The organism is Amycolatopsis sp. cg13, assembly GCF_041346965.1.
Lineage (GTDB): Bacteria > Actinomycetota > Actinomycetes > Mycobacteriales > Pseudonocardiaceae > Amycolatopsis.
Genome location: NZ_CP166848.1, coordinates 8,082,290 through 8,103,621, shown reverse-complemented (window position 1 = coordinate 8,103,621; position 21,332 = coordinate 8,082,290). Strand labels below are relative to the sequence as shown.

The following is a 21,332-nucleotide window of genomic DNA, read 5'->3' as shown; positions in this document are numbered from 1 at the left end:
GACAGAGGAGAACTGCAATGGTGCAGGGAGCGCTGGCCGGGCTGGCCGCCGGCGGGCTTTACGCGGTGCTGGCGGTGTGCCTGACGCTGATGTCGAGGCTGGTCCGCGTCGTCAACTTCGCCCAGGCGGCCACGGGCATGTTCGGCAGTTACGTCGGGGTGGCCTTGTCCGTCCACGGTGGACTGCCGGAGTGGCTGGCAGTGGTGCTCGGCGTGCTGCTGGGCGGGTTGCTGAGCGTGCTGATCGGCTGGGTCGTGTCGACCTGGCTGGCCGAAGCAGGCACCGGCACCCGCTCGGCGGTGACCGTCGCGGTGCTGCTGCTGTTGATTTCGCTGTCGTTCATCCTGTTCGGCAACAAACCGCAGCCGTTCCAGGCGTTGCTGGCCGGCCCGGCCTTCACCGTCGGCGGCGTGGTGATCAGCCAGGTGACCGTCGTGACGGTCGCGCTCGCCGTGGTGATCGCCTTCGCCGCGCGGCTGATCCTGACAAAGACGCCCGTTGGTATCTCACTGCGCGCTTTGTCGGAACGCCCGACGACCGCTGAACTGCTGGGCATCCCGGCGAAACGGCTCAGTGCCGCGGTGTGGGGCGCCACTGGCCTGATCAGCACTGTCATCATCGTGATCGTCGCCCCGTCCCAGTCGAACGACGCCACCTCGCTGGCCATGCTGGTCGTGCCCGCCGCGGCGGCGGCCCTGCTCGGCGGGTTCCGCAGGCTGGACCTCGCCGTCGTCGGCGGTCTGGTGCTCGGCATGCTGCAGGGCGCGCTCGCGCAGGTCGACCAGCTTTCGGTAGTGCGGAATTTCGTCCCGTTCCTGGCCATCGTCGGCCTGCTCGTGTGGTCTCAGCGCAAGGAGGTGTGGGATGCAGCTCGCTGACCGGGGCGCAGTGTCCCGCTTCGGAACCCCACTGGTCGTCGCGGTGGTCGCGGTGCTGGTCGGAATCGGCCTGACCGTCGGCCTCAACGGCTACTTCGCCTACCTCGGCGTAAGCGTCGTAGTAGCCGCCATCGCCCTGCTCGGCCTAGGCGTCGTGACCGGCAGCGCTGGCATGATCTCGTTGTGCCAGCTGACTTTCGGCGCGATCGGCGCATGGGTCGTCTCCGCGCTGAACGTCGCCAACGCTCCCGGCGGCTTCCTCTTCTGGCTGCTGCTGGGCGGTCTCGCGGCAGGTGTCGTCGGTGTCCTCATTGGACTTCCTGCGCTACGCCTGCGCGGGATCAACCTGGCGGTGGTGACGCTCGGGCTAGCCGCGGCCGCCGACGTCACCCTGGTGGAAATCCAGTTCCCCGGCACCACCGACGGCGTTTCGGTAGACCGGCCGTCCTTGGTCGCTGACGACAACGCGTACTTCCTGCTCTGCGTCATCGTCCTGATCATCTGCGCGTTGGTCGTGCACTTCCTGCGGCGCGGTCCGCGGGGCAGCAGCTGGGCCGCGGTGGCGTTCTCCGAACGTGGCACCGCTGCAGCCGGAGCCAGCGTCCGTACCGCGAAGCTCTCGGCCTTCGCCGTCAGCGCCACTCTGGGCGGCATCAGCGGCGGTCTGCTCACCGCACAGGTCGGGTTCGCTTTCCCGACCAGCTTCGCTCCGCTGCAGTCTCTGGCGTTGTACGTGCTCGCCATCATGTCCGGTGCGCACCTCATTGATATGGCAGTGTTCGGCGCTGTCCTGTGGGTTGCCGTACCAGAGCTGTTGAAGCGATGGGGAGTCCCGCAGGACTGGGGTTACGTCATCTTCGGTCTGCTGGGCATCCAGGCTCTGGCGGGACGCGGCAACCTGGGCACCGCGATCCGCGAACTGTGGCGTCGCCGGTCAAGGGCCAGCGCTGGCGTCCAAATCACCGCGCTGGACGAAGATCCCCCGCGCCTGCCGCCTGGCGAACCGGTGCTCGTGGTCCGCGGCTTGAGCGTCACCTTCGGCCAAGTCAAAGCACTGTCCGGAGTGGACTTAGCCGTCCCGAAGGGCGGAGTGCTAGGCGTGATCGGCCCGAACGGCGCCGGAAAGTCCACTTTGGTCGATGCCATCAGCGGCTTCCTGCCTCAGGCCCAAGGAACCGTGGAACTGGCCGACCGGCCCCTCACCGGCAATCCGACGCAACGAGCCCGCTCCGGTCTCCGCCGAACCTTCCAGCAAGACCGAGTCCCGTCAGGACTGACCATCGAGGCGTACGTCCGCTTCGTGGCCCGCCGACGCCCGCCCGCCGATGAAGTCGCTGCCGCGCTGGAGTTCTTCGGCTGCCCGCCAGCAGCAACGCCGCTAGACCGGGTGGACGTGGGTGCACGCCGGTTGGTCGAGGTCGTCGGCCACCTCATGGCGAAGCCCCAGGTGCTGCTCCTGGACGAACCGGCAGCGGGCCTCCCGCACGAGGAGCACGTGGCCTTCGGCGAACGCCTGCGGCAGGTCCCGGCCAGATTCGGCGTGTCGGTGCTGATCATCGAACACGACCTCGACCTGGTCCGGTCCGTCTGCGACACCCTGACCGTGCTCGACTTCGGCGAGGTGCTGGCGAGCGGCCCGCAGGCGGAAGTGCTGGCCGATCCCGCGGTTCTGAAGGCATACCTGGGCGAAACGGAGATGCTGTGAGCACGCTGCGCATCGAAAACCTGACCGTCACGCGCGGTGCGGGCCCAGTCATCGCCGACGTCGGCCTGACGCTGGAACCGGGCAAGATCACCGCGCTGGTCGGCCCCAACGGCGCGGGCAAGACCAGCCTGCTGGAGGCGTTGTCCGGCGTGATTCCCGCGGCGTCCGGGACTATCCACGTTGGACACACGGATGTCACCAAACACTCGCGGGTGTCCAGAGCCCGGCTCGGACTGGCGCACGTCGAGCAAGGACGCGCGGTCTTCGCTAGCCTGACCGTCCTGGAAAACCTGCGCCTGACCGCCAAAACCCCGGCTGGGGTGGACGAAGTCCTCGCGCTTTTCCCAGAACTGGAGAAACGCAAGAACTCGCCCGCCGCGCTGCTGTCCGGCGGCGAGCAGCAAATGGTGGTGCTGGGCCGGGCCTTCGCGGCGAAACCCCAGTTCCTGCTCATCGACGAGATGTCGCTGGGCTTGGCTCCCGCCGTCTTCACCAGGCTTCTCCCGGCGGTGACCGAGTTCGCCAACGCGGGCGCGGCGATCCTCCTGGTGGAACAATTCACCCACCTGGCGCTGAAAGTCGCGCAGGAAGCTCTGGTCGTCTCCTCCGGCAAGGTCACCTACGCCGGGGAATCGCAGCCCCTGCTGGACAATCCGGACACGCTGCACCGGGCGTACCTGGGCACCAACTGACCCGGGGCGTGGGCGTTCCGCGGTGGGACGCCCACGCCCCGGCCGGTCAGCCTTCGCGGATGGTCATCTTCGCGAGCCGGTCGCCGTCGACGTCGAAGACGAACTTCGACCGGCCGTTGGCGTGGTTGCTGCGCCAATCCCCGACGACCGTGACAGTGTCGCCGGAAACCGTCACTTCTTCCGGGGTCAGGACGCCGCGCGAGCCGATGAACTCGACGTCGCTCCAGCCCTTGATCTCGGCGCGTCCGGCGAACGACCGGCCCCAGTCGTCCACGACGCCGTTTTCGGTGAACGCGTCCAGGAACGCGGCGTCGTCGTGCCGGTTCACCGCGTCGACGAACGACGCCACCGGTTCCGGAATCTCCACTTCGGACATTGCGTTTCCCTTGCTGTCGTCGGCGAAACTCAGCGGGTGGTGTAACCGCCGTTGGCGAAGATAGTCTGCCCGGTGATCCACCAGCCGGACGTCGCGAGGAACGACACGATCGGGGCGATGTCCTCGATCTTCGTCAGCTGCCCGCCCATCGCCTGCGACTTGTGGAATTCCACCCGCTCCGGGGTTTCCTGGCCGTAGAAGAACGGCGTGTCCATCGGGCCGGGCCCGACCGCGGTGACCGAGATCCCGCGCGGGGCGAATTCCTTGGCCGCGGCGCGGGTGAAGTGCTCCACCGGGCTCTTGCCGCCCGCGTAGGTCGAGTACCCGTCGGTGAACGCCGCGAGCAGGCTGGTCACGATCGTGATGATCTTGCCGCCGTCGGCGACGTTCTTGCCCGCTTCCTTGATGAAGAAGTACGCCGCCTTCGAGTTGATGTCGAACATCGAGTCGTACTCGTCCTCGGTGGTCTCGGTGATCGGCTTGCGCAGCACCTTGCCCACCGTGTTCACCGCGACGTCGATCTTCCCGAGCGCCGCCTCGGCGTCGGAGAACAGCTTCGCCACATTCGCCGGAACGGTCAGGTCGCCGGTGAGGACGACGCCCTTGCCGCCCGCCGCCTCGACCGCGGCGAGAGTTTCCTCCGCCTGCGGACGGGTCGACTCGGAGTTGTAGTGGATCGCGACGTTCGCGCCGGCCTGCGCGGCCTGCCTGCTGATGAGCCCGCCCAGGTTCTTCGCCCCGGCGGCGACCAGGACGTTCTTGCCTTCGAGAGTGTGGCCGGTCATGGGTGACTCCTCCATCTCTTTATCGCTGATATGCACCACTGTATCAGTGCAACAGAGGCTACCATAGCGGTGTGACACAGATTGCGAACGCGGATACACGGACCCGGCTCCTGGACGCCGCCGCCGAGCAGGTCGCCGCTACGCCGGGCGAGGACATATCGCTGCGCGCGATCTGCGCACAGGCCGGGGTGAAAATGCCGACGCTGTACCACTTCTTCGGCAGCAAACAGGGCCTGCTGGACGCGGTCGTCGAGCGGGGTTTCGACCTGTACCTGGCGGAAAAAGGCGCCCACGAGCCGTCCGGCGACCCGATCCAGGACCTGCGCGACGGCTGGGACGCCCACGTCGCCTTCGGAATCGCGAACCCCGGCTTCTACACGCTCATGTACGGCCAGGTCCACCCCGGCCACGCACCCGCGGCGCAAGAACGGCCCAGCGCGATGCTCCGGGCGCTGACCCGGGCCGCCGCCGACCAGGGCCGCCTGACGGTCCCGCCGGACCAGGCGGCCGCGCACATCCTGGTGGCGAACATCGGGGTCACGTTGCGCCAGATCATCCTGGCTGAGGAAGATCGTCCGCTGTCGGTGGCCGTCCGGGAGGGCGCGATCGCCGCGATCACCGGCACCGCGCCCAGCGCCGCCGACAGCAAGCACGCGGATGTCCACCGAGTGCTGGAGCACGCCGCGGCGAACCCGGAAATCCTGGGCTCGGAGGAAACGCAGCTGCTGACCAAGTGGCTGCGCACCCTGGCGGAACGAGACTGACCTCGCGGCTCACGGACCGCCGTCACCCCGCTTCCGCAGAAGTACGCGAGGGGAACCCTGAGGGAATCTGATTCCCTCAGGGTTCCCCTCACTTACCTACGCGGCCGGGCGATCGATCCGGTCGGGAAGCGGGTCGCCTTCAGGCGAGTCCGCGGCGAAGACCGGCGTCGTCCCCGCGATGCTGAGGTACCCGTCGAGACTGCGCCTGATCGCGAACCCGTACCCGTCGGAGGTGCTCGCGTAACCGGCGGAAGGCGGCGGCTCCGCGAAGAACTCCGTCGCCCAGCCTCGGTCGCGCCAGAAACGCATCGTCAGGTCGAGGTACTGATCGGACGTCTCGGCGGTGGCTCCGAGCACCCAGTAGGCGATGTCGAAGAACCGCCGGGTTTCGTCGCGGCCGTAGTCGTCGGACAGGGTCACCCCGCGGTGAAACCTCGCCTTGGGCAGGTCCGGATGCAGCAGTACCAGGGCCGATCCGGACGGCAGCGCCCGGAGAGTTTCGGCGAAGTGGCCGAGCAGCCGGGCCCGGACCTCAGCCTGGGTCATCACGTCGGCTGACCGGCCGCCTCGCGGAGGACCGCGGCGGCTGCGTTTCGCACGTCGTCCAGGACACCGGTGGCCCACTGTTGCATGTCCGCGTCCTTGAACCGGCTGTCGACCACGCCGGTCAGAACGGTGGCAGCGCGGGCCATCGCGCCGGCGAGCGTGCCGACGGCGTCGGCCACCTTCTCGACCCAGTCGTCGCCGTAGGAGTCGGACACGACCGCCACCGGCACCTGGTCGACGTGGTAGAAGGTCCGGCTGGCGTCGCGCGCCGCGGCCAGAATCGCGAACACCCGGTCGGCGAGCGCGTCGCTCGCGCGCGCGACCGGGTGCCGCGGATACGTCATGGCCTCACGGCCGAGCAAGACCTCGACTTCCCGGGCGATCGCCACGGCCTTGTCCACGAACCGCTGGTTGGCCGTCGCGGTCTTCTCCGCCCAGTCCCCCTCGAACGTCATCCGGCCATTATGGGACTACATCCCGGCCCGCTCGAACGCCAAAGTGGGCAAGTCAACAGCGTGCGCCCCGCCGTCCGCCACCAGCACCGCGCCGGTGATGTACGAAGACTCCGAAGACCCGAGGAACCGAACAATAGAAGCAATTTCCTCCGGCTCGGCAGGACGCCGCAGCGGCACCTCCGCAGTCACCCGCCGGTACCCCTCGTCATGCCCGCCGTCGAACCCGGCCGCCTCGGCGAACTGCTCCATCTCGCCGTCCGCCATCGGCGTCCGCACCCAGCCCGGGCAAACCGCGTTGGCGCGGACCCCACGCGGCCCGTAATCCCGGGCAATGGACCGGGTCAGCCCGATCAACGCGTGCTTGGCCACCGTGTATCCGGCGACATTGGGCCCGGCGAACAACCCGGCCAGCGAAGAAACAATCACGACCTGCCCGCCGCTTTCCACCAGCGAAGGCAACGCGGCCCGGCAAAACACGAACGCGCTGGAAAGATTGGACCGGAGCGCGATTTCCCATTCCTCGTCCCCGGTGTCCACCACCGAAGACAGCCCGTGCCCGCCGGCGTTGGCCACGATCACGTCCAGCCGTCCGTACTTCCCGAGAATCTCCGCGATCGCCGCCTCCGCGTCCTCCCGGACGCTGGCGTCGCAAGCGATCACGTGCGCACCAGTCTCCGCAGCGACCTTCTCCAGCGGTTCCCGCCGCCGGCCCAGAACCACGACCTGCGCACCTTCGCCGGCGTACCGCCGAGCAACCGCAGCCCCAATGCCCGTCCCTCCGCCGGTAATCGCCACGACCCGCGTGTCTGCCATCGTCATTTCTCCCTTTCAAGCAGGAAACCCAGACCGAGCCGAATAGCCGAAGTCGGCGAGCAAGGCCTGACCGTTCACCGTCCGCGCCCGCGCGGAAGCCAGATACACCACCTGCTGGGCGACCTCCTCGGCCGCCTGCACCGGAAATCCCGGTTCGTCCAGCAGGTCCCCCAAATCCCCTCGTGCCATCGGCGTATCCACCACCGACGGGCACACGCAATTGACCCGGACGCCGTCGAACTCGACCGACAGCGCCCGCGTCAACGACACCACCGCGCCCTTCGACGCGCAGTAGGGCACCATCCCCGGTGCACACACGAACGCCGAATCGCTGGCCAGGAAGACGATCGAACTCCCGTCTCCCAGCCACGGCCGCGCGTGCTTCGCGACCAGGAACTGCCCCAGCACGTTCACCGACATCACGGCGGCGAAGTCTGCGGCGCTGGTCTCCGCGAGCGGCCGTCCGACCGGTCCTGATATCCCAGCGCAGCCGACTACCGCGTCAATCCCGCCGAACGACTCCGCCACGAGCTGCACCGCCGCGGCGACCTGCCCCTCGTCGGTGACGTCCGCGCGCGCCGCGACGACCTCCCCCGGCAGCGACGGCGGCCGGACCCGGTCGATCACGCCGACCCGCGCGCCCTCCTCCAGGAACGCCCGCGCGCAGGCCAGCCCGATCCCGGACGCGGCGCCGGTGATCAGCACGGCCTTGTCCTCGAGGTCCAGTCGCATGGCGCAATCCTGCAGCAACGGCCCTTCCGGGGATTGGCAACGAGTGCATCCTTGTTGTCAGCGACCGCACGACCCCCCGAGCCCGGCTACCGCAACCCCCGGGCCACCGCGAACACTGCGGCGAGGAGCGCGAAGGGACACCATGAGCAACGCACACCCCCACCCCCTTGACCCGCTGACCGCCGACGAGCTCGCGGCAGGCCGGGCCGTGCTGGAGGCACAGGGGCTGATCACCGAGACGACCCGGTTTCCGCAGGTCCTCCCGGTCGAGCCGGACAAGGCCGCCGTACTGGCCGGTACTGAGACCGACCGCCGGATCCAGTTCACCCTGCTCGACACCGCGACCGGCGAATCGGCCGACGCGGTCGTCTCGGTGACCGGCGAGACGCTGGTCAGCCACGAGAAGTGCGGCGAGGGCCAGCCCCCGTATCTCTTCGAGGAGTACGACCTGGCCGAGGCCATCACCAAGGCCTCCCCGGAGTGGCAGGCGGCCATGCAGCGCCGCGGTCTCGGCGACCGCATCGAGCACGCGTTCTGCGCCCCGCTCGCCCCCGGTTACTTCGGCCGCGAGGACGAGACCGGCCGGGTCGTCCGTTCGCTCACCTTCCTGCGCGAGGACAGCACCGACAGCCCCTGGGCGCATCCGGTCGAGGGCCTGGTCGCACACCTCAACCTCACCGAACAGCGCGTCCTCCGGGTCGAGGACGAGGGCGACACCCCGGTCCCCGAGGACTCCGGCCGCTACGGCCACCACCCCGCGCGGACCACGCTCAAGCCGATCGAGATCACCCAGCCGGAAGGCCCGAGCTTCCAGGTCGACGGCTCGCTCGTGACGTGGGAGGGCTGGCAGCTGCGCGTCGGGTTCAACGCGCGCGAGGGCCTGACCCTGCACCAGCTGACCTTCCAGGACCGCTCGGTGCTGTATCGCGCGTCGGTGCCTGAGATGGTTGTTCCCTACGGTGACACTTCGATCGGCCGGTTCTGGATCAGCTACTTCGACGCCGGCGAGTACCTGCTCGGCAAGAACGGCAACGGCCTCCGGCTGGGCTGCGACTGCCTCGGCGAGATCCGCTACTTCGACGCCTTCCTCGCCGACGACCACGGCCAGCCGGTCCGCGTGCCGAACGCGATCTGCATGCACGAAGAGGACTACGGGATCCTCTGGAAGCACACCGATCTCGACGGCAACGCCGAAGTCCGCCGTTCGCGCCGGCTGGTGATCTCGTCGATCTCCACCATCGGCAACTACGACTACGGCTTCTTCTGGTACCTCTACCTCGACGGCACCATCGAATGCGAGGCCAAGGCGACCGGCATCGTCTTCTCCGGCGCCGGCGAGCCCGGGTCCGCGCATCCGCACGCGTCCGAGATCGCGCCCGGCCTGTTCGCGCCGGTGCACCAGCACCTGTTCTGCGCGCGGCTCGACTTCGCCGTCGACGGCCAGCGCAACTCGGTGTACGAAGTGGACGCTGTCGGCATCCCGATCGGCGACGAAAACCCGTACGGCAACGCCTTCACCTGGAAGGCCACCGAACTGCGCACCGAACAGGAAGCGAAGCGGCACGCGAACCCGGCGGCCGCGCGGGTGTGGGAAGTCCGCAGCACCGAGCACACCAACCGGCTCGGCGCGCCGACCGCGTACCAGCTCGTGCCGCGTCCGTCGGCGACCCTGATGGCACAACCGGAATCGACGGTCTACCAGCGCGCGACGTTCGCCACGAACCACCTGTGGGTCACGCCGTACGCGCCCGGCGAACGCTTCCCGGCGGGCGACCGCCCCAACGCGCACCCGGGCGGCGCAGGCCTGCCCGCGTGGACGGCGGCCGACCGCTCCGTAAGCGACACCGACGTCGTGCTGTGGCACGTCTTCGGCCCGACGCACATCCCGCGCCCGGAGGACTGGCCGGTCATGCCGGTCGACTACTCCGGATTCATGATGCGCCCCTACGGGTTCTGCGACCGGAACCCGGCACTCGACCTGCCCTCGGCCGCCCACGGCCACTGTGAACACTGAGGAAGGCTTCATGCCCGCGACCAACCTGTCCGACACCTCCACCTGGCTCCCGCTCGACGGTCTCGCCCCCGGCTTCGACGCCAACAAAGCGGCCACTGTGGACGATCTCGACAACCAGTCGTTCACTTTGGACTGTGCCGACGGCGGCACGTTCTCGATCAGCTTCACCAGCGGCCGCGCGTCGTGGAACGAGGACGGCGCCACCGGCGAGACCGCTTCCGAGACGTTCCTGGTCGATGCCGGACTGTTCTACGTGCAGTTCCACCCCGGTGCGGAAACGTCGTTCAGCCTGCTGCTGGACGTCCGCCAGGGCCGCGCGCTGGTCATCACGAGCACGATCGGCGACGGACTTCCCCGCGTGACGCAACGGTTCCGTCCCGCGACCATCCAGGGCCGCGAGGCGCACGGCGAGGAAATCGCGCCCAGCACAGCGTTGATCGGCCGCCGCGTGCAGTGGGTGTACAGCGAAGAGCACGCGTACGAGCACGTTTACCTCACCCCGCACTGGTACAGCTGGCAGTGCCTCTCCGGTCCGGAGCGCGGGCTCGCCGACACCGACGAGAACTCCGTCTACCAGATCCGGCCCGGGATCTACGTGTTCACCTGGCGCGAGAAGGTCATCCCGTGCGCGTCGGTGACCGTGGCCGACCATCGGAACGTGCGGGAACTGCGGTCGCACGGTTCGCTGTTCGGGCTGGGCGAGGACGGCAAGACGCCGACGCACTTCACCTTCGGCGCGTACGGCCGACTGCTCAGCAACACCGTCTATTCGCCGGACTACGACCCCGCTGGACAGTGACCCGTGGCGCCTGAACTGATCCTCACCAACGCCACTGTGTACACAGTGGACGAAGACCGGCCGTGGGCGACTTCGCTCGCGGTGGAGAACGGCCGGTTGACGACCGCCGAAGCCGGTCCGGACACCGAGGTCCTCGATCTCGGCGGCGCGTTCGTGCTGCCGGGTTTCGTGGACGTGCACAGCCATCACGCCCTCGCTGGCCGGGAACTGTTCGAGCTGCGCCTGAAAAGCGGCTCGAGCCTTTCCGAAATCCTCGCCGCAGTAAGGGAATGGTCTTCACGGCTTGGGCCAGACGAGTGGGTAGTCGGCGGTGCCTGGCCGTCCACTTTGGCCCCCGAACTCGGCCACGACTCCGTGCGGCGAGCGCTGGACGAGGCAGCAGGCGGACGTCCGGTCGTGCTCATCGAGGACAGCAGGCACAACCGGTGGGCGAGCAGCCGGGCGCTGGAACTGGCCGGGATCGACGCGTCCACTTCGGACCCGACGGGCGGAACGATCCACCGCGACCTGACCAGCGGCGCGCCGACCGGCTTGCTCATCGAGACCGCGGGCTTGGCGGTGGAGCGGGCGATGCGGGACACGCGCACGCTCACCGCCGAGCAGCACGCCGAGGCTTCGCGGCGGGCAATCGAAATCCTGCACTCGTACGGAATCACGGCGTTCCAGGACGCCGGGGCGACTCTCGACATCCTCGCCGCGCTGAAAACCCTTGACGACGCAGGGGAACTGGCAGCGTGGGTCGTGTCGTCGATGCTGGTGAACGACCCGATCTTCGGCGCGGACCCGATCGGCAAGCCGCTGCTCGACCGTGCCGCGGCGTACCGCAGCGAGCACCACCGGCCGGACTTCGTGAAGATCTTCCTCGACGGCACCCCGCCCGCCCACACCGCGGCGTTCCTGGAGCCGTACCTGCATCACGAGTGCTTCTGCGGCGACACCACGATGCCGCCGGAAGAACTCGCGGACTGGCTGGACGTCGCGGTATCGGCCGGTCTCTCGGCGAAGATCCACTGCGCGGGCGACGCGGCCGTCCGGGCCACTTTGGACGCTGCCGGCGGCCTGCGAGCGCGCGGCGACTACACGACGAAAATCCAAGTGGCGCACGGACAGTTCATCCACCCGGACGACCTGGAACGGTTCGCGACGCTCAACGTGTCGGCGGACATCTCGCCGTTCCTGTGGGTGCCCGGCGTGATCCCGGAAGCCATCGCCCAGGTGATTCCCGCCGAACGCGCGACGCGGATGCAGCCGAACCGCACCCTGCTGGACACCGGCGCACTGGTCGCCGGCGGTTCGGACTGGCCGGTGAGCGAATCCCCGAACGCCTGGGAAGGCATCGAGGGCCTGATCACCCGGCAGGACCCGTACGGCAAGCACCCCGGGAGCCTGTGGCCGGAGCAGGCGATCACGCTCGCCGAGGCGATCCAGGTGTTCACGCTGAACTCCGCCCGCGCCTGCGGCCTGGACGACGTGACGGGGTCGCTGACGCCGGGGAAGTCGGCGGATTTCGTGGTGCTGGACCAGGATCCGTTCAAGACTCCGGCGAACGAACTGGCCGAGATCACGGTGCGAGAGACGTGGTTCGGCGGCAAGCGAGTGTTTTCGCGGGATTAGGGCTCGTGAGTGGCGATCCCGGTTCTAACCGCGATCGCCACTCACGACGTCGCCTTACGCCAGCAGGAACTCCGCCACCCGCTCCCCCATCAGCACCGCGGGCGCGTTCGTGTTCCCGCTGATCACCCGCGGCAGCACCGAAGCGTCCGCGACCCGCAGCCCGGACACCCCGCGCACCGCCAGCGTCGGGTCCGTCACCGCCAGTTCGTCGGTCCCCATCCGGCAGGTGCCCACCTGGTGGTGATAGGTGATCGCCGTCCGCCGGACGTACTCCCGGACATCCGCCGGTCCCGGGTACAGCTCCCGCGCACCCCACTCCTCCGCCAACGCCGGAGCCTGCCCGATCAACCGGCACTGCTCCACCGAAGCGACCAGGCTTTCGAAGTCCGCCGGGTGCGCGAGCGCCGCGAGATCGATCAGCGGCATCTCAGTGGGATCCGTGCTGCGCAACCGCAGCGTTCCCCGGCTCTGCGGCGTGATCATGCCCGCCATCAGCGAGAACCCGGTCGCGGGCCCGGTCATCCACGGCTCGTACATCGGCACGCTGAAGTGGATCGGCTGGGTGTCCGGCACCTCGAGGCCCGGGCGGCTGCGCCAGAACAGGTGCGTCTGCGTCACCGAAAGCCCGGTCTGCGGCGGCGCGACCTCGCGCCGATCGGTGGCGAAGATGACCGGCGACAACAGGTGGTCGTGCAGGTTTTCGCCGACGCCCGGCAGGTCCGCGACGACGTCGAGGCCCAGCGCGGCGACGTCGTCGGCCGGGCCGATTCCACTGCGCAGCAGGATCGCCGGGGACGCCAGCGCGCCGGCGGCGAGCACGACCTGGTCGGCGAACAGCGGCTCCAGTTCGCCGTCGATCTCCGCCAGTACGCCGATGCAGCGGTCGCCCTCGAAAAGCACGCGATGCACCAGCGCGCCGGTGCGGACGGTCATCTGGTCGGCGACCGGCTCGGAGTAGCAGAGCCAGGTGTTGCGACGCCGTCCGCCGGTCATCGTGACCTGCTGCACCGAGATGCCGTCGAGCACCCCGCTGTTGTAATTGTCGTTGAACGGCAGGCCGATCTCTCGCGCAGCGTCCACAATGGACTGCTGGATCGGCTGCAGCGGATCGTGCTGTTCCAGGTCGAGCAGGTCGCGTTCGATCCGCTCGTACACCGGGCGCACATCGTCCCAGTACCAGCCGGGCAGCTCCCAGCCGTCGTAGTCCGCCGCCGCGCCGCGGACCCAGATCATCGCGTTCAGCGAATGCGAGCCGCCGAGCACCTTGCCGCGCGGCAGGTGCAGCCTGCGGTTCCCGGCGTGCGGCTGCGGCACCGTGTAGTAGTCCCAGTCCTCGGCGGCATGCCACAGCTCCGCCGCGCGCGACGGGTCGTGGATCGCCGCGTTGGTGTCCGGCCCGCCCGCTTCCAGCAACGTCACCTTCGCGCCCGCGTCGACCAGCCGCCGGCACACCACCGAGCCCGCCGAGCCCGCACCCACCACGATCACGTCCATGTCCTGATCCTGACCGGTCCCCCGGCTCCGCCCGGCATTGTCTTCACTCGCCGACAACGGGCGTGCCCTCGCGGACAAGACCGCCCGGCCGCCGCGCGCCGATACTCGGAGGCGACCAGAAGATTTGGGACTAGGGAGCGCCATGCCGACACGCCTGTTCATCGACGGTCAGTGGACCGAGGCCGGCGGGGAGCCCATCCCGACCCGCGATCCGGCCACCGGCACGGTTCTCGAAGACGTCGGGACGGCGACCCAGGCCGACGTCGACGCCGCGGTCGCCGCCGCGCGCCGCGCGCTGACCTCGCCGGAGTGGGCCGGGCTCGCGCCGGTGCAGCGCGCGAAACTGCTGTTCCGCCTCGCCGACCTCGTCGAGCAGCACCACGAGGAACTCGCCGCGCTCGAAACGCGCGACCAGGGCCAGCCGATTGGTATCTCACGGCAGGTGAGCGTGACCGGCGCGGCCGAGCACCTGCGTTATTTCGCCGGCTGGGTCACGAAAATCCAGGGCACCACCAACCCGGTTTCGTTCCCGGACACCCTGCACTACACCCGCCGCGAGCCGGTCGGCGTGAACGCGCTGATCACGCCGTGGAACTTCCCGCTGATGATCCTGGTGTGGAAGCTCGCGCCCGCGCTCGCCACCGGCAACACCGTGGTGATCAAGCCGAGCGAGGTCACGCCGCTCACCAGCATCCGGCTGGTACAGCTGGCGGAGCAGGCTGGTATCCCAGCGGGCGTCGTTAACCTGGTCACCGGCGACGGCCCGGTGGGCGCGATGCTGAGCGCGCACCACGACGTCGACCACGTCTCCTACACCGGCTCCACCGCGGTCGGGAAGCTGATCACCGCGGCGAGCGCGGAGTCCAACCTCAAGCGGCTGACCCTCGAACTCGGCGGCAAGGCCCCGAGCATCATCGCCGCCGACGCCGACCTGGACGCCGCGGTCGCGGGCAACCTCGCCGGCGCGACGCTGAACACCGGCCAGGTCTGCGCGGCGTACACGCGGTTCTACGTCGACCGCAAACGCGAGCAGGAGTTCGTGGAGAAAATGGCCGCCGGACTCGCCGGGCTGCAGGTCGGTCCTGGCCTGGAGGAGACGACGCAGGTCGGGCCGCTCGTGTCGGACAAACACCGCAAGCACGTGGCCAACCTCGTGGCCGCCGGCCGTTCCGAAGGCGCGGACCTGATCACCGGCGGCTCGGAAGTCGACCGCGACGGCTACTTCTACGAGCCGACACTGTTCGCGGGCGTCACGGACTCGATGACGATCATGCGCGAGGAAATCTTCGGCCCGGTGCTGGCGGTGACGCCGTACGACGACCCGGACGAGCTGGTCGCGCGCGCGAACGACACGCAGTACGGCCTCGCCGCGACCGTCTGGACCCGCGATATCCGCACGGCGCAACGCTACGCGGACGGGATCCGTGCGGGCGCGGTGTTCGTGAACATGCCGCCGATCCCGGACATGGCCGCGCCGTGGGGCGGGTACAAGGCGTCGGGCTGGGGTCGCGAAATGGGTCCGTGGGCACTGGACGCATACACCGAGACCAAGGCGGTGTGGCTGCATTACGGCTACTGAACGCATTCGGGGCTCGGCGGTCTTTCTCCGGCCGCCGAGCCCCGTTCAGCGGGCCAGTTCCGCCAGCGAAAGCAGCAGATGCGCCGACTCCGGGTACCAGATGTCCGAATGCGCCCCGGCTGGATTCCACCACCGCCCGCGCCGGAACCGCCAGCCCGACTCGACATTGACGATCCGCCGGTCCATTTCGGACCGTAGATAGTCGTCGTCCACTTTGTGCAGCACGGTATTCGCGATCTCGGCGGCCGGGGCGTTCACGCCGACGTTCCCGATCCCCTTCACCCCCTCCGCCAGCCGGTGCCACAACCCAGTGGCCCGGTCGGCGCGGGAACGGGTCAGCACGATCGGGCCGTTGATCGGAGCGTCGCGCAACACCGGGGCGAACCGGTCGGTGAAGATGTCCGGCCGGGCAGCCATCTGGAACACCAGCAAGGTGTCCACTGTGTACGGATAGCGCGGATCAGCTCGATCCCAGCCGAGCACTGGCGGGCCATCGCCAGCAGCGGCCTGCACCGCTTCCACCACGAACCGGCCGCCGAAGGAATGGCCGACGCAGTGCAGGTACTGGCCGGTGACGGTCCGCAAACTCGGCGCGCTGCCGGGCAATTGCCGTTCCGCGTTCAGATAGCCGAGCAACTGGCCGAGCGCCTCCGCGGCCCGCCCGTCCGTGGTCATCTTGTGTGCCCGGTCGCGGATCCGCCGGTAGCCGGTCACGAACGGGTTGCTCATCGACGGCCAGCGCACCATCACGTAAAACCCTTGCCACGAACCGAGTCCTTCGTAAGTCCCGGCCGCATAGCGCTCTTCAAGCAGCCCGAAGAACTGCCGGGCCCGCCGGTCCGCGGTCTCCCGGTTGTTCTGCCAGCCGTGCACGAACACGACGATGTCGGTCGCCGTCGCCGGGACTTCCAGCCACCGGGCCAGAAACCGCGCCGTCGCCTCGGCGGGCACCGGCTTGCCGGTTTCCGGATCCACGAAATCGCCGTGCTCGTCGAGGTCCAGGATCACCGGTTCGGTCACGGTCGTCCTTCCTGCCACAGATGCACGTCGATCCCGCGATACAGCGAAAACATCAGCCCGAGCGGATTGTGGTGCTCGTCGGCGAACACCCGCGCCAGCGAACGCACGATGTCACCCAGTTTCGTGCCCGAATCAATGAATTCAGTGAACAACCGCTGCGAATACTCGCGCGCGAACGCGGGCGGCAGGTCGATCTGCGGGCCGATCAGGCAGCGTCCGCCGTTGCCTAGCAAGGCTTTGCCGAAGGCCGAGTAGAACGCTGACGTCACCTGTCCACCCTGGCACGCCCCGACGTACACGAACGGCCGCGTCGGCAGCGGCGCTTCCGCCAGCCACGCGATCAGGTCAGTGCCGTAGATCCGTTCGCCGTCGCCGAGTTTCAGATACGGCTGCTCGACCAGGCCGCCGGAACCGCTCACCTTGCCGTGGCAGCCGAAATACGTGACGTGGTCAGCGAAGTCGCGGCTGCGGAAGTGCGCGGCCAGCGTTTTCTTGTCCGGCCGCAGCACCACCTCCGCCCGGCCGTGGAAGAAATCGACCACCGGCGCGATGTAAGGAGTATCCGGGAATTGCTTGTCCACCCCGTGATCGACATTGAGCCCGACGACCGGTTTTCCACCGTCCACAGTGATCCGGGCGTCGAAGTCGTCGACCCGAGAGAAGGTGTGTTCCACAACGTGCCGATAGCCCCAGAACCCGGCGAGTGACCAGTTTTCGTCGTCCGGGTACTCGTCCGGCCGCCGCGGCGAGGTGTAGAGCATGCCCCACGGCACGATGAGGCTGTCCGATTCGATGCTGATCACGTTCTCGCCCTCGGCGAGCGCCAGTTCCAGCAGCGAACGGATCCGCTGCAGCCCGCGATCCGGTCCGGCGAACAGCAACCGGTACATGAGATAGCCAGCATCGGCGAGCGCGAAACCCGCGCGCCGCAACAGTTCCGGCCGCTCCGACAGATCCCAGCCGTCGGCGAACGGATACCGGCGCGGGCCGCGTTCGGTCTGCTCGGCGAGGTCCACGATGTGCCGCTGCCACGTTTCGCGGAGGATGTCGATCCGGGAGTTCAGCTCGCCGAGACTGTGCGTGATCCGGCCCTGGTACCCGCCGCCGCCGTCCTCGGGGAACGCGCTGCCCCAAGCCTGCACGAGAAGTCCTGGCACCCCAGGGAATTCGAGGAACCGCAGGTTGACCGTCCGCGCCCGGTTGTACGGCGGCACCGCGACGCGGCTCAGCCCGGCGGTGTTGTCGACGGTCACCTCGGCGCTCAGCTGACGGGTCATGACGGCACCTCCACCGGCAGCGCGGCCGCGATTTCCAGGAGCAGCTGGGCGTCGTGCTCGCGGTAGATCCGGAACACCAGCCGCAGCGTCCCCGGCGCGACGGGCATGACGTCGAACTCCGCCGGATCGCGCAGCCGGTCGCCGGTGATCCAGCCGATCCGCGACATCGGCTCTGCCGTCCCGGGCGCAGCGTCGAGCAGCACCCGGACCCGCACCACGCCCGCCGGTACGGCCGCGGGTTCCTTGCGCCGCACCGAAACCGCGACCCGCACCGGCTTCCCGACGACGACCGGATCTTCGGACCGGCATTCGACGCTCGCCGCCAGCAACCCCGGCACCGGCGGCGGCGCGTCGTCCGGCGATCTCGCACCGGTCGCCCGCAGCCCGGCCCAGACGACGCGCTGGGAGTCGAACGGATCCGGCCCGGGGTCCAGGTGGTCCGGCCGCACCGGATAGCCGACCCGGCCGGTCCGCCAGGTACCGGGCCGCGGATCGGCCCGCCGGGAATCGACCCGGCGAGAGTCCACCCGGCGGGAATCGACGCGCCGGGAATCCACCCGGCGCGAATCCACCCGCCGGGAATCCACGCGACGCGACTCGACCCGCGCGCTGAGCACCGCCCCGTCAGCAGCTGTCTCGGGCCGCAGCATGTCCATCTCGTAGTCCTCGTCGGCCGGTACCGGCGGCTTAGCAGCGACCGGCTCCCGAGTCCGATACCGCACCGAAATCCGCTCCGACAGAAGGTCTTCCCCATCCATCGGCCCGCGGAAACTCACGAGCCCGCTCTCCGCGTCGACGATGTCCACCAGCAACCGCAACCGGCCCAGCACAGCCTCGTTCCCTTGCGCGGTCGCCAGCGCCACCGCCGAGCCGAGCGCGTCCAACGTGCCGCGCGGATTCCCTTCGCGGTACGCGGAACGCGCGGCCTCCACGGCGGCCGCGAGACCGGGCGGCGTTGGGGTCATTCGGGCCGGATCGTCGGTCAGCCGCACGTACACATGCCCTGCCTCCGATTGCGCGGTCTCCTGTTGCGCCCAGATCGTGGCCAGCTGATTCTCTTGCCCGGTCTTCATTCTCGACGGCACGAGAAAGCTCAGCGCGTAACTCCGGGTTTCCCCGGCCGCCCACTGCCCGAGGTCGAGCACCGAGTCGCTGATTCGCTGCTGCGGCAACGGCATCAGCGTTTCCGCCGGGGTTGTCTGGCCGACCCAGTACAGCACGCACCCTGGCAGCTCTCGCACGAACAGCCGCATCGAACCGCCGTCGGAGCCGGCCGTGACCGTGACGCGCACGGTCGTGGTCGAAGCCTGCCGCGGCAGGTAATCCGGGTGCCGCACCACGATCGCGGGCCGCCAGGACGGACGCGGTTCGGGAACCTTGGCCGCACGCACCCGGCGGGCATGCTCCCGCAGGTTCGACCACGCCCGATTCGAGTGCGTCCGGTAGATCCGCGCGAGGTCGTCCCGCACCTGGCGAAGGTCCGGCAGCCGGGCGGCGGCCGCGGGTTGTCCGAGAGCCAGTCGCAGCAGCACTTCCCCGACCACCGCGGTCAGCCGGTCCTGTTCGTCCTCGTCCAGATCCAGTTCGCCGAGCCGGGACCAGGCTGCGGCGGCCTCGTCCACACTGGACAGTTCCGCGGCGAGCGCCCGCACCGCGCCGATCCGGGCTGCCGTGCTGCCAGGCACCTCGTCCAAAACCGCTGCCGCACCAACGTGATCGCCGCTGCGGAGCCGGATCCGCGCAAGTCCGAACGCCGCCGCGACCATGTCCCGATCGCAGGCCCATACCGCGTCGTAGTAACGCGCCGCAACGTCGGTCGAGCCCCGCAGTTCCGCGCAGAAACCCAAGGCGAGCAACGGTGCCAGCTCGCCCGGCAGCTGACTGGCGCACTCCCGGTATTGCCGCTCCGCGTCGTCGAGCATTCCCGCGTCCAGCAGCACCCCAGCGCCGCGCCAGCTTTCCCCGACCTCATCAGAACCGCTGAAAAGCGCAATCGGCAAGGCTGCCCGCACGTCCTCGCGCCGCAGCGGGTCGTCGGCGCGCAACGGCGATTCCGCAGCCCAGGCCTCCCACTCCGGCACCCCGAGCCCCGCCACGGCGAGTCCGCGAGGGTTGCCGAACTGCCGGGACACAGCGGGACGAGGCACGCGAGTGCGCTGGCTGAGCAGCTGTCGCAGCACCCCGCGCAACTGCTCGGCCATGTCGTCGGCGGTGGCGAACCGGTCGGCGTAATCCGCGGTCGCCCGGTCGATCAGGGCTCGCAGCATCTCCGTTCCGACGCTGTCGTCCGGCCCGCGGCAAGCACGCAGCAGCTCCGCGAGCGTGAGGCCGAGCGAATAGAGATCCGAGCGAACGCTGACCCCTTCCCGGTCCAGCTCGGACCGCGACGGCTGATACGCCGGGGTGGCGACGAGCACGCTGTCCCGGTCGTCCTGCCGCCGCATCGAGCCGAGATCGACGAGCGTGATCCGGTCGCCGTCCTGCAGCACGTTGTCCGGTTTCACGTCGACGTACAGCAATCCTCGCTTGTGCAGGTATCCGATCGCGTCGAGCAGCTGCAACCCGTACGCGGCGACGTGCTCCGGGCGCAGCCGTTTCGCGCGCCGGGCCACCGTCCGCAGCGAAATCCCGCGCACGTATTCCATCACCAGATACCCGATGGGCTGGCCGGTTTCCGGATCCGGGTCTTCGACGTGGGCGAGGGTGCGGACGATGTTCGGATGGTCCAGTCTCAGCAGGCGCGGGACGACGGCGGATTGCGCGGCGGCCAGCGCGCCGTCGCGGTCCCGTTCGCCGATCAAGCCCTTGAGCACCACGAACCGGCCGCCGTCGGCCTCGTCGCGGGCGAGGTAGATCCAGCTGAACCCGCCGATCGCGATGCAGCCGACGACCGCGTAACGACCGGCGACGACCATGCCCGGCTCCAGCGCGGGTTGGAAGCTGAACGGCGCGCCGCACCGCACGCAGTAACCGCGGGTCCGGCCGGCCCGCGAGCCCTGGTCGCGGCCCACCGGATTGCCGCACTCCGCGCAAAACCGGCGAGACTCCGGCACCGTCGCGTCGGGCACGACCGCGTCGTACGGGTCGGTCAGGGTCGCTTTCGGCAGCGCGACCCGCAGGTCGTCGGTGTTCGGCATCGGCAGGCGGCCAGTGCGCACGAGGAGTTCGTCGAGCCGGTCCTCGATCACCGAATCGTCGGTCACCCATTCGCGCAGCTGCGGGAAGTACGCCAGCACGGTGTCCGCCGGAACCAGCCGCACCGCGTAATCGACCACCACGATGCCGAGCAGTCGCCCGGTGGCGCGGTCGAACGCCGGACAGCCGGACAGGTCCGGGTCGACGCGCCCCTCCAGGAGCGTGAGCGGGACCCGTTCACCGTCCGGCACGCCGGTGGTGGCGCGCACCCAAATGCCGTAGCCGAGGCGGAGGGGAAGGCTGTGGATCCGGACTTCCCGCCCGGATTCGACCTTGCGCCGGATCATCGCGCCGCCGCGTACCGGAGTCTCGAGTTCGAGCAGCGCGAGGTCGCCGCGCCCGCCCGCGCGCGGCGGGACCAGCCCGGCCAGCGCCGCGGCCCCCGCCGATTCGATCCGGAAAGCGGTTTCGTCGCGGGCCGCCCGGGAGCAGGTCAGCACGTACCGGCCGCCGATCAGCACGCCCGCGCCGAGGAGGCGGCCGTCGGCGGCGTAAATCCGCGTCTGCCCCGTATTCCACCCCAGATCAGCGGCCACGAGGTAAAACCTTACCCGGGGACGGCCGCCGGATCGTTCAGTTCGGGCAAAGCCGTCC

At 69.2% G+C, this 21,332-nt stretch carries 18 protein-coding genes; 8 read left to right on the top strand and 10 right to left on the bottom strand.

Annotation, left to right across the window (positions count from 1 at the left end):
• The first annotated feature begins 17 nt into the window (after positions 1-17).
• The 3 genes from AB5I40_RS37945 to AB5I40_RS37935 are packed head-to-tail and all read left to right on the top strand — an operon-like array spanning position 18 to position 3,275.
• Entirely contained in the window at positions 18-878 is an 861-nt protein-coding gene (locus AB5I40_RS37945) for a branched-chain amino acid ABC transporter permease (protein WP_354740379.1), read from the top strand.
• The gene (locus AB5I40_RS37940) at positions 865-2,583 is read left to right on the top strand and encodes an ATP-binding cassette domain-containing protein (RefSeq protein ID WP_370934975.1); all 1,719 of its coding nucleotides are present in this window, start codon (positions 865-867) and stop codon (positions 2,581-2,583) included. Before AB5I40_RS37945 ends, AB5I40_RS37940 begins: the two co-directional genes overlap by 14 nt.
• Entirely contained in the window at positions 2,580-3,275 is a 696-nt protein-coding gene (locus AB5I40_RS37935) for an ABC transporter ATP-binding protein (protein WP_370934974.1), read from the top strand. Before AB5I40_RS37940 ends, AB5I40_RS37935 begins: the two co-directional genes overlap by 4 nt.
• Positions 3,276-3,321: 46 nt before the next feature.
• Here the strand turns inward: AB5I40_RS37935 and AB5I40_RS37930 are convergent, their stop codons facing one another.
• Together AB5I40_RS37930 and AB5I40_RS37925 are read right to left on the bottom strand one after the other, a co-directional pair.
• Positions 3,322-3,651 (bottom strand): nuclear transport factor 2 family protein, encoded by a 330-nt coding sequence (locus AB5I40_RS37930; RefSeq protein ID WP_370934973.1) that lies wholly within the window; start codon positions 3,649-3,651, stop codon positions 3,322-3,324.
• Between the two features lie 29 nt (positions 3,652-3,680).
• Positions 3,681-4,436 carry an SDR family oxidoreductase gene (locus AB5I40_RS37925; protein WP_370934972.1) on the bottom strand — a complete coding sequence of 252 codons (756 nt, stop codon included), beginning with the start codon at positions 4,434-4,436 and terminating at the stop codon, positions 3,681-3,683.
• A gap of 71 nt (positions 4,437-4,507) precedes the next feature.
• On the opposite strand from AB5I40_RS37925, the gene AB5I40_RS37920 reads away from it, so the two are divergent.
• The gene (locus AB5I40_RS37920; RefSeq protein ID WP_370934971.1) at positions 4,508-5,200 is read left to right on the top strand and encodes a TetR/AcrR family transcriptional regulator; all 693 of its coding nucleotides are present in this window, start codon (positions 4,508-4,510) and stop codon (positions 5,198-5,200) included.
• A 96-nt stretch (positions 5,201-5,296) separates the two neighbouring features.
• On the opposite strand, the gene AB5I40_RS37915 is transcribed toward AB5I40_RS37920, so the two are convergent.
• Genes AB5I40_RS37915 through AB5I40_RS37900 form a run of 4 tightly spaced genes read right to left on the bottom strand, consistent with a single transcriptional unit; the run spans position 5,297 to position 7,746 of the window.
• The gene (locus AB5I40_RS37915; protein WP_370934970.1) at positions 5,297-5,746 is read right to left on the bottom strand and encodes a hypothetical protein; all 450 of its coding nucleotides are present in this window, start codon (positions 5,744-5,746) and stop codon (positions 5,297-5,299) included.
• Positions 5,746-6,201, bottom strand: coding sequence for a hypothetical protein (locus AB5I40_RS37910; RefSeq protein WP_370934969.1), 456 nt, complete (start codon positions 6,199-6,201; stop codon positions 5,746-5,748). Before AB5I40_RS37910 ends, AB5I40_RS37915 begins: the two co-directional genes overlap by 1 nt.
• Positions 6,202-6,216: 15 nt before the next feature.
• A complete protein-coding gene (locus AB5I40_RS37905) occupies positions 6,217-7,014 on the bottom strand; it encodes an SDR family NAD(P)-dependent oxidoreductase (RefSeq protein WP_370934968.1) in 798 nt (265 codons plus the stop codon).
• A 15-nt stretch (positions 7,015-7,029) separates the two neighbouring features.
• Positions 7,030-7,746 (bottom strand): SDR family NAD(P)-dependent oxidoreductase, encoded by a 717-nt coding sequence (locus AB5I40_RS37900; RefSeq protein WP_370934967.1) that lies wholly within the window; start codon positions 7,744-7,746, stop codon positions 7,030-7,032.
• A gap of 142 nt (positions 7,747-7,888) precedes the next feature.
• Between AB5I40_RS37900 and AB5I40_RS37895 the strand changes: the two genes are divergently transcribed.
• From AB5I40_RS37895 to AB5I40_RS37885, 3 genes are read left to right on the top strand one after another with little or no spacing between them, the layout of a single operon-like run.
• The gene (locus AB5I40_RS37895) at positions 7,889-9,760 is read left to right on the top strand and encodes a primary-amine oxidase (RefSeq protein WP_370934966.1); all 1,872 of its coding nucleotides are present in this window, start codon (positions 7,889-7,891) and stop codon (positions 9,758-9,760) included.
• A 10-nt stretch (positions 9,761-9,770) separates the two neighbouring features.
• Positions 9,771-10,559 carry a molybdenum cofactor biosynthesis F family protein gene (locus AB5I40_RS37890; RefSeq protein ID WP_370934965.1) on the top strand — a complete coding sequence of 263 codons (789 nt, stop codon included), beginning with the start codon at positions 9,771-9,773 and terminating at the stop codon, positions 10,557-10,559.
• A 3-nt stretch (positions 10,560-10,562) separates the two neighbouring features.
• Entirely contained in the window at positions 10,563-12,173 is a 1,611-nt protein-coding gene (locus AB5I40_RS37885) for an amidohydrolase (RefSeq protein WP_370934964.1), read from the top strand.
• A 54-nt stretch (positions 12,174-12,227) separates the two neighbouring features.
• Here AB5I40_RS37885 and AB5I40_RS37880 read toward each other — a convergent pair whose 3' ends face one another.
• Positions 12,228-13,667, bottom strand: a complete 1,440-nt coding sequence (locus AB5I40_RS37880) for a GMC family oxidoreductase (RefSeq protein WP_370934963.1) — start codon at positions 13,665-13,667, stop codon at positions 12,228-12,230.
• Positions 13,668-13,809: 142 nt separating this feature from the next.
• Here AB5I40_RS37880 and AB5I40_RS37875 point away from each other — a divergent pair, with 142 nt between their 5' ends.
• The gene (locus AB5I40_RS37875) at positions 13,810-15,246 is read left to right on the top strand and encodes an aldehyde dehydrogenase (protein ID WP_370934962.1); all 1,437 of its coding nucleotides are present in this window, start codon (positions 13,810-13,812) and stop codon (positions 15,244-15,246) included.
• Positions 15,247-15,291: 45 nt separating this feature from the next.
• Here AB5I40_RS37875 and AB5I40_RS37870 read toward each other — a convergent pair whose 3' ends face one another.
• The 3 genes from AB5I40_RS37870 to AB5I40_RS37860 are packed head-to-tail and all read right to left on the bottom strand — an operon-like array spanning position 15,292 to position 21,274.
• Positions 15,292-16,266: an alpha/beta hydrolase gene (locus AB5I40_RS37870; protein ID WP_370934961.1), complete on the bottom strand. Its 975-nt coding sequence runs from the start codon at positions 16,264-16,266 to the stop codon at positions 15,292-15,294.
• The gene (locus tag AB5I40_RS37865) at positions 16,263-17,543 is read right to left on the bottom strand and encodes a hypothetical protein (RefSeq protein WP_370934960.1); all 1,281 of its coding nucleotides are present in this window, start codon (positions 17,541-17,543) and stop codon (positions 16,263-16,265) included. Before AB5I40_RS37865 ends, AB5I40_RS37870 begins: the two co-directional genes overlap by 4 nt.
• Entirely contained in the window at positions 17,540-21,274 is a 3,735-nt protein-coding gene (locus AB5I40_RS37860; RefSeq protein WP_370934959.1) for a tetratricopeptide repeat protein, read from the bottom strand. The genes AB5I40_RS37865 and AB5I40_RS37860 overlap by 4 nt, the downstream gene beginning before the upstream one ends.
• Between the last annotated feature and the right edge of the window lie 58 nt (positions 21,275-21,332).

What these genes read in the sequence shown, in the direction of transcription:
- AB5I40_RS37910 (WP_370934969.1), bottom strand. Translation starts at nt 6,201, where the DNA reads ATGACGTTCGAGGGGGACTGGGCGGAGAAGACCGCGACGGCCAACCAG.
- AB5I40_RS37915 (WP_370934970.1), bottom strand. Translation starts at nt 5,746, where the DNA reads ATGACCCAGGCTGAGGTCCGGGCCCGGCTGCTCGGCCACTTCGCCGAA.
- AB5I40_RS37945 (WP_354740379.1), top strand. Translation starts at nt 18, where the DNA reads ATGGTGCAGGGAGCGCTGGCCGGGCTGGCCGCCGGCGGGCTTTACGCG.
- AB5I40_RS37930 (WP_370934973.1), bottom strand. Translation starts at nt 3,651, where the DNA reads ATGTCCGAAGTGGAGATTCCGGAACCGGTGGCGTCGTTCGTCGACGCG.
- AB5I40_RS37895 (WP_370934966.1), top strand. Translation starts at nt 7,889, where the DNA reads ATGAGCAACGCACACCCCCACCCCCTTGACCCGCTGACCGCCGACGAG.
- AB5I40_RS37940 (WP_370934975.1), top strand. Translation starts at nt 865, where the DNA reads ATGCAGCTCGCTGACCGGGGCGCAGTGTCCCGCTTCGGAACCCCACTG.
- AB5I40_RS37900 (WP_370934967.1), bottom strand. Translation starts at nt 7,746, where the DNA reads ATGCGACTGGACCTCGAGGACAAGGCCGTGCTGATCACCGGCGCCGCG.
- AB5I40_RS37880 (WP_370934963.1), bottom strand. Translation starts at nt 13,667, where the DNA reads ATGGACGTGATCGTGGTGGGTGCGGGCTCGGCGGGCTCGGTGGTGTGC.
- AB5I40_RS37925 (WP_370934972.1), bottom strand. Translation starts at nt 4,436, where the DNA reads ATGACCGGCCACACTCTCGAAGGCAAGAACGTCCTGGTCGCCGCCGGG.
- AB5I40_RS37875 (WP_370934962.1), top strand. Translation starts at nt 13,810, where the DNA reads ATGCCGACACGCCTGTTCATCGACGGTCAGTGGACCGAGGCCGGCGGG.
- AB5I40_RS37890 (WP_370934965.1), top strand. Translation starts at nt 9,771, where the DNA reads ATGCCCGCGACCAACCTGTCCGACACCTCCACCTGGCTCCCGCTCGAC.
- AB5I40_RS37905 (WP_370934968.1), bottom strand. Translation starts at nt 7,014, where the DNA reads ATGGCAGACACGCGGGTCGTGGCGATTACCGGCGGAGGGACGGGCATT.
- AB5I40_RS37865 (WP_370934960.1), bottom strand. Translation starts at nt 17,543, where the DNA reads ATGACCCGTCAGCTGAGCGCCGAGGTGACCGTCGACAACACCGCCGGG.